Annotated in this window: 14 protein-coding genes; 4 read left to right on the top strand and 10 right to left on the bottom strand. The window is 58.6% G+C overall.

Features of this window, described 5'->3' with window-relative positions:
• Nucleotides 1–58 precede the first annotated feature (58 nt).
• Nucleotides 59–268, top strand: coding sequence for a DUF1289 domain-containing protein (locus tag ACTJJ1_RS20175; RefSeq protein ID WP_041417143.1), 210 nt, complete (start codon nucleotides 59–61; stop codon nucleotides 266–268).
• Nucleotides 269–338: 70 nt separating this feature from the next.
• On the opposite strand, the gene nrdF is transcribed toward ACTJJ1_RS20175, so the two are convergent.
• The 5 genes from nrdF to ACTJJ1_RS20150 form a co-directional block, all read right to left on the bottom strand.
• Nucleotides 339–1,310, bottom strand: a complete 972-nt coding sequence (nrdF, locus tag ACTJJ1_RS20170; protein WP_020439663.1) for a class 1b ribonucleoside-diphosphate reductase subunit beta — start codon at nucleotides 1,308–1,310, stop codon at nucleotides 339–341.
• An 8-nt stretch (nucleotides 1,311–1,318) separates the two neighbouring features.
• Nucleotides 1,319–3,463 (bottom strand): class 1b ribonucleoside-diphosphate reductase subunit alpha, encoded by a 2,145-nt coding sequence (nrdE, locus tag ACTJJ1_RS20165; RefSeq protein WP_440835040.1) that lies wholly within the window; start codon nucleotides 3,461–3,463, stop codon nucleotides 1,319–1,321.
• Nucleotides 3,445–3,849, bottom strand: a complete 405-nt coding sequence (nrdI, locus tag ACTJJ1_RS20160; protein WP_004953744.1) for a class Ib ribonucleoside-diphosphate reductase assembly flavoprotein NrdI — start codon at nucleotides 3,847–3,849, stop codon at nucleotides 3,445–3,447. Before nrdI ends, nrdE begins: the two co-directional genes overlap by 19 nt.
• Nucleotides 3,850–3,857: 8 nt before the next feature.
• The gene (locus ACTJJ1_RS20155) at nucleotides 3,858–4,094 is read right to left on the bottom strand and encodes a redoxin NrdH (RefSeq protein WP_440835037.1); all 237 of its coding nucleotides are present in this window, start codon (nucleotides 4,092–4,094) and stop codon (nucleotides 3,858–3,860) included.
• A gap of 282 nt (nucleotides 4,095–4,376) precedes the next feature.
• Entirely contained in the window at nucleotides 4,377–4,808 is a 432-nt protein-coding gene (locus ACTJJ1_RS20150; protein WP_004953740.1) for a carboxymuconolactone decarboxylase family protein, read from the bottom strand.
• 97 nt (nucleotides 4,809–4,905) lie between these two features.
• On the opposite strand from ACTJJ1_RS20150, the gene pdxR reads away from it, so the two are divergent.
• Nucleotides 4,906–6,342 (top strand): MocR-like pyridoxine biosynthesis transcription factor PdxR, encoded by a 1,437-nt coding sequence (pdxR, locus tag ACTJJ1_RS20145; RefSeq protein WP_440835035.1) that lies wholly within the window; start codon nucleotides 4,906–4,908, stop codon nucleotides 6,340–6,342.
• Between the two features lie 63 nt (nucleotides 6,343–6,405).
• Here the strand turns inward: pdxR and ACTJJ1_RS20140 are convergent, their stop codons facing one another.
• A complete protein-coding gene (locus ACTJJ1_RS20140) occupies nucleotides 6,406–6,714 on the bottom strand; it encodes a DUF883 family protein (RefSeq protein ID WP_004953729.1) in 309 nt (102 codons plus the stop codon).
• 123 nt (nucleotides 6,715–6,837) lie between these two features.
• Nucleotides 6,838–7,818 carry a nickel/cobalt transporter gene (locus tag ACTJJ1_RS20135; RefSeq protein WP_004953725.1) on the bottom strand — a complete coding sequence of 327 codons (981 nt, stop codon included), beginning with the start codon at nucleotides 7,816–7,818 and terminating at the stop codon, nucleotides 6,838–6,840.
• Between the two features lie 190 nt (nucleotides 7,819–8,008).
• On the opposite strand from ACTJJ1_RS20135, the gene asr reads away from it, so the two are divergent.
• Entirely contained in the window at nucleotides 8,009–8,467 is a 459-nt protein-coding gene (gene asr / locus ACTJJ1_RS20130) for an acid resistance repetitive basic protein Asr (RefSeq protein WP_004953721.1), read from the top strand.
• A 194-nt stretch (nucleotides 8,468–8,661) separates the two neighbouring features.
• Here asr and ACTJJ1_RS20125 read toward each other — a convergent pair whose 3' ends face one another.
• Together ACTJJ1_RS20125 and ACTJJ1_RS20120 are read right to left on the bottom strand one after the other, a co-directional pair.
• A complete protein-coding gene (locus ACTJJ1_RS20125) occupies nucleotides 8,662–9,042 on the bottom strand; it encodes a DUF4440 domain-containing protein (protein ID WP_062791793.1) in 381 nt (126 codons plus the stop codon).
• Complete coding sequence (locus tag ACTJJ1_RS20120) at nucleotides 9,039–10,421, bottom strand: MFS transporter (protein WP_004953714.1); 1,383 nt, start codon at nucleotides 10,419–10,421, stop codon at nucleotides 9,039–9,041. The genes ACTJJ1_RS20125 and ACTJJ1_RS20120 overlap by 4 nt, the downstream gene beginning before the upstream one ends.
• Nucleotides 10,422–10,527: 106 nt before the next feature.
• On the opposite strand from ACTJJ1_RS20120, the gene ACTJJ1_RS20115 reads away from it, so the two are divergent.
• Nucleotides 10,528–11,424, top strand: a complete 897-nt coding sequence (locus ACTJJ1_RS20115; RefSeq protein ID WP_440835031.1) for a LysR family transcriptional regulator — start codon at nucleotides 10,528–10,530, stop codon at nucleotides 11,422–11,424.
• Here ACTJJ1_RS20115 and ACTJJ1_RS20110 read toward each other — a convergent pair.
• The gene (locus ACTJJ1_RS20110) at nucleotides 11,384–12,421 is read right to left on the bottom strand and encodes an alpha/beta hydrolase family protein (protein ID WP_440835029.1); all 1,038 of its coding nucleotides are present in this window, start codon (nucleotides 12,419–12,421) and stop codon (nucleotides 11,384–11,386) included. The genes ACTJJ1_RS20115 and ACTJJ1_RS20110 overlap by 41 nt on opposite strands.
• Nucleotides 12,422–12,447: the final 26 nt, after the last annotated feature.

Genomic DNA, 12,447 nt, shown 5'->3' with positions numbered 1-12,447 from the left:
CGCGATTTCCCGTTGCCGGATCGGGTATCCTGTGGCGGGCAAATTTAGGGGGCGTTTTATGGCGGGTAACAATAACTCAGGGGACGACGGCGTTCGCTCGCCCTGCATCGCCCTTTGTCGGATCGATGCCGATAAGCAGTGGTGTCGGGGGTGTTGGCGCACGCTGGATGAAATCGCCGCCTGGCCAACCGCCAACGACGAGGAGAAACGCGCCATCTGGCAACGCCTCCGGCTGCGCGCAGAGGTGTTTCGCCATGATGAAGAGTAGGGGCGCTGTATGCAGCGCCCGCTCACAGGTGAGTTGCACAGGGGCGAAGTGACTCGCCGCTGCGTGCCCCTCAGAAATCCCAGTCTTCATCCTCGGTATTGACCGCTTTGCCAATCACGTAAGACGAACCGGAGCCGGAGAAGAAATCGTGGTTCTCATCGGCGTTAGGCGACAGCGCCGAGAGAATGGCCGGATTGACCTCCGCCATTGCCGGTGGAAACAGCGCTTCATAGCCCAGGTTCATCAGCGCCTTGTTGGCATTGTAGTGCAGGAAGGTTTTCACGTCTTCCGTCCAGCCCACGCCGTCATACAGCTCCTCGGTATAGCGCACCTCGTTGTCGTACAGATCCTGCAGCAAATCGAAGGCGAAATTTTTCACCTGCTGGCGGCGCGTGGCGTCAACTTTCTCCAGCCCTTTCTGGAATTTATAGCCGATGTAATAACCGTGCACCGCTTCGTCGCGAATGATCAGGCGGATCAAATCGGCGGTGTTGGTCAGTTTGGCGCGGCTCGACCAGTACATCGGCAGATAAAAGCCCGAATAGAACAGGAAGGATTCCAGAAACACGCTGGCGACCTTCTTCAGCAGCGGATCGTCGCTGCGGTAGTGGGCCAGAATGATGTGGGCTTTTTTTTGCAGCGCGCGGTTCTCCTCGCTCCAGCGGTAAGCATCGTCCACGTCCGGCGTTTGGCACAGGGTGGAGAAAATCGAACTGTAAGAGCGGGCGTGCACCGCCTCCATAAAGCCGATGTTCGAATAGACCGCCTCTTCGTGCGGCGTCAAAGCATCGGCGATCAGTGCCGGCGCGCCGACGGTATTCTGAATAGTGTCCAGCAGCGTCAGCCCGGTGAACACGCGGATGGTCAGTTGCTGTTCTTTCGGCGTCAGCGTGGCCCAGGAAGGGATGTCGTTAGACAGCGGCACCTTCTCCGGCAGCCAGAAGTTGGAGGTCAGACGGTTCCAGACCTCCAGATCCTTGTCGTCTTCGATGCTATTCCAGTTGATGGCGCGCACCAGCGGCGCCGGTTTAACGATAGTCATAAGTTGCCTCACAGCGCGCAGGACACGCAGCCCTGTACCTCGGTGCCTTCCAGCGCCATCTGGCGCAGGCGGATGTAATAAATGGTTTTGATGCCTTGACGCCAGGCGTAAATCTGCGCCCGGTTGATATCGCGGGTGGTGGCGGTATCGCGGAAGAACAGCGTCAGCGACAGCCCCTGATCGACGTGCTGGCCGGCGGCGGCATAGGTGTCGATAATCTTTTCCGGGCCAATGTCATAGGCATCCTGGTAATACTCCAGGTTGTCGTTGGTCATATAGGGTGCCGGATAGTACACGCGGCCAATTTTTCCCTCTTTGCGGATCTCGATGCGCGACACGATCGGGTGAATGCTGGAGGTCGAATTGTTGATGTAGGAAATAGATCCGGTCGGCGGCACCGCCTGCAGATTTTGGTTATACAACCCGTGCATCATCACCGACTGGCGCAGCGCCAGCCACTCTTCACGGCCTGGGATGGCGATATTGGCATCGGCGAACAGCGTGCAAACCCGTTCGGTCCGCGGCAGCCATTCCCGTTCGGTATATTTGGTGAAGTAGTCGCCGGAAGCGTAGGTGGAATGCTCGAAGCCTTCGAACGCGCTGCCGCGCTCGATCGCCAACCGGTTTGAGGCGCGGATGGCGTGGTAAGCCACGGTATAGAAATAGATATTGGTGAAGTCGATGCCTTCTTCCGAGCCGTAGAAGATACGCTCACGCGCCAGATAGCCGTGCAGGTTCATCTGGCCCAGGCCAATGGCGTGCGAGCTGCGGTTGCCTTCGGCGATCGACGGCACCGAGCGAATATCGCTCATGTCGGCCACGGCGGTCAGCGCGCGAATGGCGGTGTCGACCGCTTTGCCGAAGTCCGGTGCATCCATGGTTTTAGCGATGTTCAGCGAACCGAGGTTGCAGGAGATGTCCTTGCCCACCCGATCGTAGCTCAGATCATCGTGATAAGTGCTGGCGCGATTAACCTGCAAAATCTCCGAGCACAGGTTGCTCATGTTGATGCGTCCGGCGATCGGGTTCTCGCGATTGACGGTATCTTCAAACATCATGTACGGGTAGCCGGATTCAAACTGAATCTCCGCCAGCACCTGGAAGAACTCGCGTGCATTGATGCGCGATTTGCGGATGCGCTTGTCATCCACCATCTCGCGGTATTTCTCGCTGACGCTGATTTCCGAAAACGGCAGGCCGTACACCTGCTCAACGTCGTAAGGCGAGAACAGGTACATTTCTTCGTTATTTTTGGCCAGCTCGAAGGTGATATCCGGGATCACTACCCCCAGCGACAGCGTCTTGATGCGGATTTTCTCGTCGGCGTTTTCGCGCTTGGTATCGAGGAAACGCAGGATGTCGGGGTGGTGCGCATTGAGATACACCGCGCCGGCTCCCTGACGCGCACCCAACTGGTTGGCGTAGGAAAAGGCGTCCTCGAGCATTTTCATGATCGGGATGACGCCGGAAGACTGGTTTTCAATGCGCTTGATGGGGGCGCCCACTTCGCGAATGTTGGTCAGCAGAAACGCCACGCCGCCGCCGCGTTTCGACAATTGCAGCGCGGAATTCACCGCCCGACCGATCGACTCCATATTGTCTTCGATGCGCAACAGGAAGCAGGAAACCAGCTCGCCACGCTGCTGTTTGCCGCAGTTGAGGAAGGTTGGCGTCGCCGGCTGGAAACGGCCGGAAATCATCTCTTCCACCAGATCCTGCGCAAGCCGGGTATCCCCCGCTGCCAGCGTCAACGCCACCATGCATACGCGGTCTTCGTAACGTTCCAGATAACGTTTGCCGTCGAAGGTTTTCAGCGTATAGCTGGTGTAGTATTTGAAGGCGCCGAGGAAGGTCTCGAAGCGGAATTTTTTGGCGTAGGCCTGCTGAAACAGCTGTTTGATAAAGCTGAAGTCGTACTGCGCCAGCACCGCCTGCTCGTAATAGCCTTCCTCCACCAGATAGCGCAGCTTCTCTTCCAGATTGTGAAAGAACACGGTGTTCTGATTCACGTGCTGCAGGAAATAGTGCCGCGCCGCCAGCCGATCCTTATCGAACTGGATACGGCCTTCGGCATCATAAAGATTGAGCATCGCGTTGAGCGAATGGTAATCCAGCGCGCCGGAGGCGGGCCTGGTCAGTTCTGTCGTTGCCAAAATGCGGTTACTCCCTGTCGAACGTTTGCAACGTCTTGCGTGGTGCCGAGCAGCTCAAAGCGGTAAAGAAAAGGCACCTGACATTTCTTGGCGATGATGTCGCCGGCAATGCCGTACGCTGCGCCGAAGTTGGTATTCCCGGCGGCGATAACGCCGCGCAGGTATGAGCGATTCTGCGGATCGTTGAGAAAACGGATCACCTGGATCGGCACGGCCCCCACGGCGCTGCCGCCGCCATAGCTGGGCACAATCAGGATATAGGGTTCTTCCATCAGCAATTTGCTGCGGGCGCCGGCGATGGGAATGCGCATCGCCGGCAAGCCCAGTTTTTCAACGAACCTGTGGGTGTTCTCCGAACTGCTGGAGAAATAAACCAACGGGTGCATGGCGGGCCTCAGGACGTGAGGGCGTGGGCCAGGGCGCCAATCTTGTCGGGGCGGAAACCTGACCAGTGATCGTCACCGGCGATAATCACCGGAACCTGCTGATAACCCAAAGATTTAACATGGTTAAGCGCCTGTTGATCCTGAGTGAGGTCGATCACCTGATAGTCAATGCCTTGTCGATCAAAGGCGCGATAGGTGGCGTTGCACTGGACACAGTCCGGTTTACTGTAAATAATAATGCTCATGATTCGCATTTACCTTTTAAGGTGAAGGAAAGGCGGACAGGTCAGATAACGGAGCATTGAACGGCGTTTCTGACGGCGTTACCCAGCGACAAATCATACCGACACCGGATAAGTTGAATACTATATGTTGATATTTTATTTATCAACCACGCTATATATGGTGTTTTGATGGTTTTTTTCGCTAAGGCCGCAGTGGGGCTGGATCTGGGGGCGTGAAATTTATTTCGAGGGGCTTTCGGTAGGAGAGAACCCTCTCGCAAGGAGAGGGGACGTGCAGTCTGGTTACTGACGCATGCTGACGGCCAGGCGGTTAAAGGCGTTCATGATGCTGATGGCGAAGGTCAGATCGGCAATTTCTGCGTCGCTGAAGTGCGCCTGCAACGCTTCAAATGCGCTATCCGGTGCGCCGGTGGCGGCGATCAGGGTCACGGACTCCGCCCACTCCAGCGCCGCGCGTTCGCGCGCGCTGAATGCATTGCTGACGCGCCAGCCCGCCAGTTGGTCCAGTTTGTCGTTACTGATGCCGCTTTCGCGTAGTGCCTTGCCGTGCATCTCCAGGCAGAAGGCACAGCCGTTGATTTGGGAGACGCGCATAAACATCAGCTCGATAGTCGCCTTGTCCAGTGCGCCTTTCTCCAGCGCCATCAGCGCGCTTACCAGGCCTTTGTAAGGGGCGGCAGAGAGTTCGGCGTATTTCAATCGTTGCTTAATCATGGTCAACCTCGTTTAGCGGATAGCAAAATCATGGGGGCTACTTTAGCGGCGACATGGACTATGCTATAGGGCCATAAAATGATTATTTAACCGGGCCATGATGCGCCAATTTCTTTCCTCCCTGCGGCTGGATAACCAGCTTGCCGAGCCGCTGTACCGGCAGATTTATCTGCGGATTAAAGACGCCATTGCGCAGGGGGCGCTGACGGCGGGCAGCCGGTTGCCTTCGGTGCGTGGATTGGCGAGCGATCTGGGCGTAGCGCGCGCCACCGTGGAAAGCGCCTATGCTCAGTTGATTGCCGAAGGTTTTTTGCAGAGCCGGGGGCAGGCGGGCACCTATGTTTCACCGCAGTTGCCTAACTTGCCGGTACGCGCCGCGCCGGTGGCGGAACCCTTGCCGGCGGTGGCGCCGAACTCGCTGCATCCGAACGGAATGATGCCGCCGTTTCAACTGGGGCTACCGGCGCTGGACGCCTTTCCGCGTGCGCTGTGGCAGCGGATCGTCGCCCGCGAGCTGCGCACCGGTACTACGGCTTCGCTGGCGCATCCACCCACCAATGGCTTGCCGGAACTGCGTGCGGCCATCGTCAATTATCTGCATCTTTCTCGGGGCATCAGCTGCCAGCCGGAGCAGGTCTTCGTGTGCGCCGGTTATCAGGCGCTGCTGGATCGGGTTATCGGCACCTTGTTAACGCCGGGTGATGACGTGTGGCTGGAGGATCCGGGGTATCCGGTGACGCTGCCGCTGTTTCGCGCAGCCGGCATGCGGCCAGTGGCGGTGCCGGTCGACGATCAGGGGATGGATATCGCCGCCGGTATTAGCGCCGCGCCAGGCGCACGCATGGCGGTGTTGACGCCGACGCATCAAAGCCCGCTGGGCGTGTCGCTCAGCCTGGCCAGGCGTGTGGCGCTGTTGGAATGGGCGCAGCAGCGCGCGGCGTGGATCCTTGAAGATGACTATGACAGTGAGGTCCGCTATCACGGCCGGCCGTTGCCGCCGCTGAAAAGCCTCGATCGCCAGGGACGGGTGCTGTACGCCGGCACCTTCAGCAAAACCCTGTTTCCTGCGTTGCGGATGGCTTATTTGGTGGTGCCTCCCGAACTGGTGGAGGCCTTTGGCCACAGCAGCCGGCTGCGGGGTTGCGGTTGCCCGCCGTTGATGCAAGCCGGCGTGGCGAACTTTATCAATCAGGGGCATTTTTACCGCCATTTGAAGCGAATGCGGCCTATCTACCGTCAGCGGCGTGAATGGTTGGCGCAGGCGATCGAGCAACAGTTGAGCGAGCATCTTGCGGTGGCATCGCAGGCGGGCGGCATTCAGTTGTTGGCTCGCCTGACGGCGGCGTCGGGGCAGGATAAGCCTCTGGCGCAGCGTGGCTGGGAGGACGGGCTCTCGCTGCAGGCGTTGTCGGATTGGCAGATAACTCACCCTTCAGGAGAGGGCCTGTTAATGGGCTTTGCCAACTTCACGCAACGGACGGATGCGGAACGGGCGGTGGCCAGACTGGCCAGGTTATTCAACGGCGGAAATTAAACGGCCCACGGTTTCCCGTGGGCCAGACGCACATCTGTTTTATCTTTATGACTGCAAGGGGTGTTAACGCCGGGCCAGCAGAACGCCGAGGACGATGCCAACAGCGGCCCCGATCCCTACGCCCTGCCAAGGTTTGTCACGTACATAGCTGTCGGCTTGATCGACGGCGTCGCGTGCGTGTTGTGTCAGACTGTTGGAACCATTGAAGCGGGCACGGGCATCGCGTAATACGCCTTTTGCCTTGCTGTGCAGCTCTTTCAGCTCTTCTTTGGTCTTGTCACCGGATTCGCGTAGCACCTCATCCAGCGTGTCTGCCAGAAGGGTGACGTCCTGATCGATGTCGCGTTCTACTTTTTCAGATTTCCTAAACATTCGACTCTCCGTTTCGACACATGTCTATTAAGTGTAGACCATGTTTCAAACTGTGTTGGCGATCACGGAAAAAACCGCGGTTATGCTTTGTTTTCGTGAGCGTTGGCCGCGTGATAACCGCTATCAACAACCGGCGGCAATAAAGTCGCCGTTGGCGCTGATCGGGATGACGGAGCTGAATAGCAGCAGAGCAAACAACACCAGCAGAACGCCGCCGACAATCATTGCCAACTGCGATGCCTGCGCCAGTCGTTTGCCCGTGAGGTTGCCGTTGGCGGCAATAAACTTTTCCCGTGCGTAATGAACGAGGGTTGCGAGGATCATGATCGACAACGCGGTCCCGAGCGCCATGCTCATGGCGGAAATCACTCCCCAGGTGAACATGCCGACAGCATTGGCAAATACCAGGATCAGGATTGCGCCGCTGCACGGACGGATGCCTATCGAGAGGACAAGCCACAGCGCATTACGCCAGTCTCCGGTTATTTCCGCAGCCCCGGGCAGGTGCCGGTGGCCGCAGGCGCAATCGTCGGTATGGCCTTGGCGCTCTGCCGTCGTTGCCGGTTTTAGGCTTTTGATTATCAGCGACTTACGCCGTTGCAGGCCGATGGCGCGCAGGATCACCACCAGTCCAAAAGCGGCGATAAACAGGGCGCTGCCTTTCTCCAGCCAGTAGCGGCTCAGGCTGAGGTCACCCATTGACAGGTTCAGCGATACCGCCAACACCAATACGAACAGGATTGCCACAACGCCCTGCAGCAGGCTGCCGAACAGAGTGATCAGGCGGCTGGCGTTCAACTGTCGACGGTGGGTTGCCAAATAGGTGGTAATCACGAATTTACCGTGGCCGGGGCCGACGGAATGCAGGAAACCGTAAATAAAGCTGCCCAGCGCCAGCATCACACCGCCGCTGTACTGGTGATTGCGTTGCTGCAACAGATACAGCACCAGATAGCGATGCAGGTAGATCTGGGCATTGATACAGTATTGGACGAACTCCGCCCAGTGACGAGCAAACAAAGAGATCACTGCCAGCAGCACCAGCGTGCCGGCACCCAGACCGGCAAATTTTGCCGGCGTAATGTTCATCGATGTCGTTTTCATGGCAGGTTCTGTCTATAGAGAAGAGGAGCGTACCTACGCTCAGCATATACCTGTGTACGTTGTTCACAAGCCTTGTACATTTGGTTACGCGGCGAAACCAATCACTCACGGAAGCGGCCCATCGATTCCTCTAGTATCTGTTTCAACGGCCCAACAGGGCTTACCGAAAAAACACTCTGAGGATTTAAAGATGAAAAAAGTATTAGCCCTGATCGTTGCTGCTACCATGGGTCTGTCTTCTGTTGCTTTCGCTGCTGATACTGCAGCTGCTGCTCCAGCAACTACCACTCCGGCTGCAACCACCACCACTACTACCGCTGCGCCGGCCGCTGCTGCTGAGAAAGCACCAGCTAAAGCAACGCATCACAAGAAAGCGAAGCATCACAAAAAAGCCCCAGCTCAGAAAGCTCAGGCCGCTAAAAAGCACCACAAAAAAGCCGCTGTTCAGAAAGCCCAGGCTGCCAAAAAGCACCACAAAGCCACCAAGCAAGCGCCAGCTCAGAAAGCCCAGGCTGCTAAAAAACACCACAAAGCGCCAGTGCAGAAAGCCCAGGCCGCTAAAAAACACCACAAAGCGCCAGTACAGAAAGCTCAGGCCGCTAAAAAACACCACAAAGCTGCCAAAAAAGCCGCTACTCCAGCCGCTTAATTGAGTGAAAAATGCGGGGCCTGAAGGCGCCGCATGATCCAGACAGTATTCAGACACCCGGTCCGCCGGGTGTTTTCTTTGAGGGCTATCTCATGATGATCAATCGCTATCTGTTTGAAGTGATTTTCAGCGCCGTCACCCTGTGCGGGCTGATCGTCGCCTGGGAACTGTTTCTGGCCGACGGTTTCCTGTGATTATTGTGCGAGGGGGGTCTCATGCAGATGCCGCCAGCCCAGGCCGCTTTGGGTCTGTTCAAATACGACCGTTGAGTTACGCAGCGTGGTTGCCTGTCCGGGCAGCGTTTGCCTTTCGCGATAACTGACTACCGCCCCCGTCGGCCATTCGGCCACCAACGTCATTTCTTCTATTGCGATTTCCAGGCCCGGTTTGGCAGCGCGATGCGCGCGGAAAAACGCGCACAATGCGGTGAAGTCCAACCTGCCGCCGTTTAGCGCAATCATGCTGAAGGCCGGATCAAAACGCGCCAGCAGCGCTTGCTCGTCACCCGCTCCTTTTTCCAGCCAGTTTTCAATAGCGGCGTGAGCGTCGATCACTTCGGTAAAATATCGGTTCATGAGGTTTCCTGTTGAGCGTTGAGACGGCGCACGATGGCGCGATTAGCGATGCGCAGACACAGCAGCAGCGGGATCAGCGTGCTGGCGGCGGCAAGGTAAAAACAGCTTCGATAAGCGACAATTGGCGGAAAATGTTCAAGCAGCAGATTGAGCAACAGGCTGAGCAGCGCGACGCCCAGGCAAAAACTGAGTTGGCGATTGATATTCCACAGCGCGCTGGCGTCCGCCAACTGTTCATCGGCGATATGCAGGAACGCGCTGCTTTGTGCGGTGCTGCTGCACAGGCTGCCGCCAAAGCCCATCAGGGCAAAGGCGCTAATTTGCCATCCATGATCCCCGGCGTGGGCAATCTGCGACAGCGCCAGAATACCCAGTCCCTGCAACAGGCAGCCGGCAATAAATAGCGGCCGTGGGCCAAAGCGGTTGAATTTCCTGCCGGTCAGCGTGATGGCAAGGAATGAGGCCAGCGACCAGGGCAGCATCAGGCCGCCGACCTGCGCGGCGCGCATGCCCAGCTGATTTTGCAAATACAGCATAGCGACCAGGCTAACGCCGATGAACAGGCCGGGAATGCACTGATAAATCATCATCGAGGTACGCAGCAGCGGATCCTGTACCAGCCGCAGGTTCAACAGCGGCTGGGCGATGCGCAGGCTGCGCCGCAGGTAATGAGCCAGCACCAGCGCGCCGCCGGCCAGTAACAGCAAGCCCTGCAACAGGTTGTCGGCCTCACCCAATCGAGTCAGGCCAAGCAGGATCAGCGTCAGGGCGGCGCAGGCGCTGAGCAGCCCCTGGACGTCGAGCGGTTTGCGCTGCGGATCTGGGGCCTGGGCGCGCAGCCAAAGTGCGGCCAGCAGCAGCGCCAGGGCCGCCAGCGGCAGGTTGGCAAAAAATACCCAGCGCCAGTCGAGCCTATCGACAATCAGCCCGCCCAGCGCCGGTGACAGCGCGGGAGCCAGCAGGCCGACCAGCATAATGGCGGCGGAAAGCCCGGCGCGTTCATGGCTGCGATACAGCTGATAAGTCAGCGTCTGGCCGATGGGGATCAGCAGCCCACCGCCCATGCCCTGTATAACCCGCCAGCCAACCAACTCGCCGATTGAACCGGCATAGCCCGCCGCTGCGGTCGCCAGCATGAACAGCGTCAGCGACAGCAAAAATACCCGCCGCCCGCCAATGCGCTGCGCCAGCCAGGCGCTGAGCGGGATCACCAGCGTCAGGCCGAGGATATAGCCGTTGCTGACCCAGGCCAGTTCGCCGACCGAGGCATGCAGCGCATGGCCGATGGACGGATAGGCGACGTTGGCGATAAACATGTTGATCAGATCGACGAAAAATCCGAGCAGATAGACGATTGCGACTTTGATGCGATAGGGCATGGAGCCTCCGGTTGAAGGCTGGCAGTGTAGCGGTGACGAAAGTGCGGATAAATCGGCTGAGGGCGATTACACTGTCAAAAATATTTTGACAATAAAGGGCAGCAGCATGCTTAATCTGCAACGGTTGGCTATTTTCGTGGCGGTGGTGGACGCCGGGAGTTTTACCGCTGCGGCGGTGACGCTCGGGCAAACCAAGGCGGTGGTGAGTTTCAATGTCAAACAGTTGGAGAGCGAACTGGGCGTGTCGCTGCTGGTGCGCAGCACCCGGCGGCTGGCGCTGACCGATGCCGGCGAGCGATTTTATCAGCGGTGTTTGCGGCTGTTGCAGGATGCGGAAAACGTGCTTGACGATGTACGCCGCGATCACCACGGATTGAGCGGCGTATTGCGCATCACCACCACACCGGAATACGGCGCTCAGGTGGTGGTACCGGCGCTGGCGGCATTTTCACGGTTGCATCCGCGTTTGCGCATTCAGCACGTTTCTTCCTCTTACCATGCCGATTTGATTTCGGAACGGTTCGACGTGGCTATTCGGCTGGGGCAACTGGCGGACTCCAGCCACCGTGCCGCGCTAATCGACAGCTTTGCCATTTTGCCGGTCGCGGCGCCGGATTATCTGGCCCGCCACCCGGTCGGCACGTTGACGCAACTGGCGCAGGCGCAGTGGATCGCCCACAGCCGCCTCAGTTCACCGCTGAGCTGGCCGGTGATCACCCCGCAGCGGCAGGCGGTGCTGTTCAAGGTTGAAGACGCCGCCACGCTGATGGGCGACAGCGCCGCCGCGCTGCTGGCGTTTGCCCTGCATGGCGCCGGGGTAGCGCTATTGCCCGAATGGCTGGTACGGCCGGCCATCGCCGAAGGCAAGCTGTGCGCGCTGTTGGCGGACCACCAGTTTCCCGCTCAGAGCATCTATGCGTTGTACCCAAATACTCGCCACGTACCGGAAAAGGTGCGGGCGTTTATTGATTTCCTGCGTGAGCGGGTAGCCACGGGCGGATAAACGCCAGGATAGCCGCCAACGTTTGCCGGTGTACCGCTTCGCGCTGTTCGCCGGAAGCGGCGCACAGCATTTCACCATCGCCTTCTTCCTCCAGAATTTGCCTCCCGTTGGGCCGGCAAAGCGGCAGAAAATCAAAATGATTGCCGCCGGTCAGCTTGAGCGCGCGGATCGGTTGCCGCCCGGCGTACGTGGCCAGCGCCGCGCCGCCAAGGCTTTGTTGCCGGTTGCCTGGCAAATAGCGTTGCGGCTCGACGATCAGCAGCGGTGCGCCGAGCCGATGCAGACTGGTCGGCAACAGGTAGGGTGCCATTCCGGGATCGAGGGCGACGGCAAAGCGGATGCGCGGGTCCCGGTAGTCGGCGTCAAACTGCCCGGCGGGGAGTTGGGCCAGTTCGACCTTTGCCTGAGTATAGAACTGGCAGTCAGGTGACTGAGGGCGTTGTCGACAACCGGTGATAAAATCGGCCAACCTGATCCTGCCGCCGAGGGCGGCAATGGCGCTGTAGCCGCCCTTGGAGTGGCCGATAACGCCGATCGCCTGACGATTGATTGACTGGCGCCAGCGGGGATCGTCGGTCATGGCGTCAATCAATGCGGAAATATCGCCGGTCTGTAGCCACAGTTGGGCGGAAAGCGCAGGAATTGAGTTGCCGGTGGTACTGCCTGGATGATTGGCCGCTACCACCACGGCACCCTGCTGAACCAGCGCTGCCGCCAGCCACGCCTGGCTCGCATTATTGCCGCCGCTGCCGTGGCTGATCACGATCAACGGGAAACGGCCCTTTGCCACCGGTGCATCCGGCTGGCTTTCGATGCCCGTAAACACCGGGTTTTCCCCGACCCACTGTGGTGCGCCGGCGGCTGAGGTCGGGTAATAAATACGGCTCGCCAACTGGCGTGTACCGGCCTGAAATACCTCATCGTGTGTGGCGACCCGGTAAGCGGCGGCGTTAGCCATTCCACACAGCAGCAACCACAGAAACAGCGCTCTTTTCATTTTTACTCCTCAAGATGTATGTCAAT

The sequence above is a fragment of the Serratia sp. 22264 genome, assembly GCF_052045345.1.
Taxonomy (GTDB): Bacteria; Pseudomonadota; Gammaproteobacteria; order Enterobacterales; family Enterobacteriaceae; genus Serratia; species Serratia plymuthica.
This window is presented reverse-complemented; position numbering and strand designations above follow the sequence as displayed.

Bases quoted from the DNA above. Each gene is read 5' to 3' on its own strand.
- ACTJJ1_RS20125 (WP_062791793.1), bottom strand. From the start codon at position 9,042: ATGAACCGATATTTTACCGAAGTGATCGACGCTCACGCCGCTATTGAA.
- ACTJJ1_RS20120 (WP_004953714.1), bottom strand. From the start codon at position 10,421: ATGCCCTATCGCATCAAAGTCGCAATCGTCTATCTGCTCGGATTTTTC.
- ACTJJ1_RS20110 (WP_440835029.1), bottom strand. From the start codon at position 12,421: ATGAAAAGAGCGCTGTTTCTGTGGTTGCTGCTGTGTGGAATGGCTAAC.
- ACTJJ1_RS20115 (WP_440835031.1), top strand. From the start codon at position 10,528: ATGCTTAATCTGCAACGGTTGGCTATTTTCGTGGCGGTGGTGGACGCC.
- pdxR (WP_440835035.1), top strand. From the start codon at position 4,906: ATGATGCGCCAATTTCTTTCCTCCCTGCGGCTGGATAACCAGCTTGCC.
- ACTJJ1_RS20150 (WP_004953740.1), bottom strand. From the start codon at position 4,808: ATGATTAAGCAACGATTGAAATACGCCGAACTCTCTGCCGCCCCTTAC.
- asr (WP_004953721.1), top strand. From the start codon at position 8,009: ATGAAAAAAGTATTAGCCCTGATCGTTGCTGCTACCATGGGTCTGTCT.
- nrdF (WP_020439663.1), bottom strand. From the start codon at position 1,310: ATGACTATCGTTAAACCGGCGCCGCTGGTGCGCGCCATCAACTGGAAT.
- ACTJJ1_RS20175 (WP_041417143.1), top strand. From the start codon at position 59: ATGGCGGGTAACAATAACTCAGGGGACGACGGCGTTCGCTCGCCCTGC.
- ACTJJ1_RS20155 (WP_440835037.1), bottom strand. From the start codon at position 4,094: ATGAGCATTATTATTTACAGTAAACCGGACTGTGTCCAGTGCAACGCC.
- ACTJJ1_RS20135 (WP_004953725.1), bottom strand. From the start codon at position 7,818: ATGAAAACGACATCGATGAACATTACGCCGGCAAAATTTGCCGGTCTG.
- ACTJJ1_RS20140 (WP_004953729.1), bottom strand. From the start codon at position 6,714: ATGTTTAGGAAATCTGAAAAAGTAGAACGCGACATCGATCAGGACGTC.
- nrdI (WP_004953744.1), bottom strand. From the start codon at position 3,849: ATGCACCCGTTGGTTTATTTCTCCAGCAGTTCGGAGAACACCCACAGG.